General features: G+C 32.9%; 2 protein-coding genes. Both read right to left on the bottom strand.

Annotation, left to right across the window (positions count from 1 at the left end):
* A partial coding sequence (locus ENL20_10295) for a tetratricopeptide repeat protein (protein ID HHE38946.1) occupies nucleotides 1-1872 on the bottom strand: 1872 nt, incomplete at its 3' end.
* Between the two features lie 6 nt (nucleotides 1873-1878).
* Nucleotides 1879-2613, bottom strand: coding sequence for a hypothetical protein (locus tag ENL20_10300; protein HHE38947.1), 735 nt, complete (start codon nucleotides 2611-2613; stop codon nucleotides 1879-1881).
* Nucleotides 2614-2737 lie beyond the last annotated feature (124 nt).

The raw sequence follows: 2737 nt of genomic DNA on the forward strand, positions 1-2737 counted from the left end.
CTTACTTAGAATTTCTTTAGAAAGTTGAACAGATTGTTTTTCGTTGTTCAACTCAACTGCCAAATTAAAATAATATTTTGCCTTTTTCTGTTTATTTAATCCAAGATATATTTCACCAATATGATAAGCAATTTCGCTGTTATTTATTTCATTTGAAAGAGGAACTCTCAGCGCTTTAAGTGCTTCATCATATCTTTGTTGTTTACAATAAAGCCAAGCCAAGCTGTCCCAGATCATTTCACTTTCCGGCATTAATGAAACAGCTTTTTTCAAATAGTTTAAAGCTTCATCATATTTTTCTTCAAGTTCATTTTTAGCTATAAAATAACCAACAGCATTGAGTAAGTCAGCATTTTCCGGATAAAGAACAACTCCTTTTTCCAAAATAATAAGCAGACTATCAGGGGTGTCGTACATTTCACCAAGAATTGAACAGTTTGCAAATGTAGAAGCATCAGGTTTGAGATTAGTTTCAATTTCATCTTTCAGGATAGAATAGGCAATAGAATCGTGTTCAGTTCCAAACAGCAGACTGGCAATAAGCTCGTTCGGGGTGATTTTCATCCCTTCAATATTAGAGAGGAGCGATCTAGCTTTTTGGAGGTCCATAGCATTTTGAATATATGCAAGAGCAACCATAAGATTGAGTTCGTTTTCGTTAATAAAACTATCAGGGAGCTTATTTAGTAACTCGAGTGCGATTTCTTTTTCTTCAAATTCTGTATGGAAAATCGCCAGCAGATAATTTGCCTTTGTTTTATCCTCTAAAATATTATAATACTGTAATAAAAGTTTATATATTTTTTCTTTCCGTTCAAGATCCTTAGAAAGATCAACCTTGAATATATAAGTGTGAATTGTATTAATATCTTTCGCTTTGAACAGATTGTTCGCTGCTTCTACATAATCACCTGCAGATAGATAAAGATCAGCAAAATAGGTATAGAAAGATGATGAAAATTCCTCTGTTAATTCTCCGGATTCTTCGATTGCAAGCCCTGCTCGAATTCCAGTACTAATATCGTTTTTTCTAATTGCAGAAAAGAAAAGGTATTTTAAAATATCGTGAGTTCCAACCTCGAAGCACAGAGTTTTATTTTTTAATATTTCATCATACTGCCCAATTGAGAAATATCTTCCGATCAGATAAATTTTTATTGGATCAGAAAGAATCCTGTTATTATCTATATGAAACTGAATCGTTTCTATAACTTTGTTTTGTAAACCTTGTTTTTCATAAGATGTAAGCAACGGAGTTAAGCTTGTTTCATCTGTCCATTTTTCGTAAGCATCAGTAAATATTTCAAGACTTTTTACTGAATCAATTTCACTATATAACTCAGCAATTGTCAGTACCAGTTTTTCTTCATCCCATGGGAGTTTTATCGCTTTTTTAAGAAGCTTAATATTTCCTGATGGTTTGGTGTTTTGCTGGAAGACATAATATGCTGTCAGATTTCGCATGGTCGGTCGTGTTTTAATAGCTTTTTTAAAACACTTTTCTGCCATTTCATTCTGTTGTTCATTGCGGTAAGATTCGGCTATAATTGAATAGATTTTTTCCGATTTTATGTTTTTGTTACAGAAAATTTTTCCAAGTTCAATAATTTCAGAATTTGCCGATTTATCAAAAAAAGCTTTTAATGCTAAAACCTCCATTAATGTTTCTTTAAGGTAAACATTGTTGGAATCAGCTTCTACTGCTTTTTTATATAATTGAACTGCATTTTCAAAATCGTGCTGCTGCATTGCAGCCTGTCCGAAAAGAAAGTAATTCTCGGCAATAAAATTCGGTTGATGAGATATATTTTTATTAACTGCGCACCCTGCAAAAATCATTAGAATAAGCAGAAGGTAAAAAACTTTTTTCATGGAAGTTTAAAAAGTCATATTGTAGAGGAGTGTGATCGATCTATCACAACCTTGAGTATGAATATTATTAAGCATTAAGTCATAAAACGATACCTTAATAATAAGAGCGTCTGTGAAATGTATATCTATAGAAGCATTGAAGAATCCTCTACCTTTTACAAGATTCGTTTCGTTATCATTCCATCCGGTATCATATTCTGCTAATAATACGATCATATCTCCTATTGTCTTATCAAAACCAACAAAAAGATTTGGTTCATCATCTTTATCTTCAGTTTCTAGGCTGTAGTTAATTCCACCATGAACACCTATATTTCCAAATAGGAAGAAGTTCTTACTGACCGTAAGATATACGCCTTTAGATTTTATATCATATCGTTTTTGAGATTTATCATATCTTCCGTGTCCTTGAGAATCGTAACCAATGGCAATAGCTGGAAGCTGATTACTCTCATCCATAAGCCGCACTTTTGCATTAAATTCAACCCTATCATGCCATTGAGGGTCTTTATCACCAACTATTTCTTCAGCACCATAATTCACTCCAAACATAAAACGCGGGAAAAGTCCTACTCTTGTTCCTATCAACAAACCGTTGTCTTTGTATATCTTGGCGGTGATCTCTGCTTCACCCTGCTGTAAAATACCGGCAGTAGGTGTATCAATCAATGTGTTAAGCTCAAATGCAAAAACACTCACTGAAATTATTAAAAGGATAAATAAGATACTTAGTTTTCTCATTTTAAATCTCCTTGATTATTTTATATCTTTAAGTTTCAACGTGTTGCTTATAATCTCTAATTCATAAAGAGCTTCCAGCTTCTCTCCTTCAGGATGGTATACTGAATTATCTATAAGATAAGCC

It is taken from the genome of Candidatus Cloacimonadota bacterium (assembly GCA_011372345.1).
In the GTDB taxonomy this organism is placed as follows: Bacteria; Cloacimonadota; Cloacimonadia; order Cloacimonadales; family TCS61; genus DRTC01.

Bases quoted from the DNA above. Each gene is read 5' to 3' on its own strand.
- ENL20_10300 (HHE38947.1), bottom strand. From the start codon at position 2,613: ATGAGAAAACTAAGTATCTTATTTATCCTTTTAATAATTTCAGTGAGT.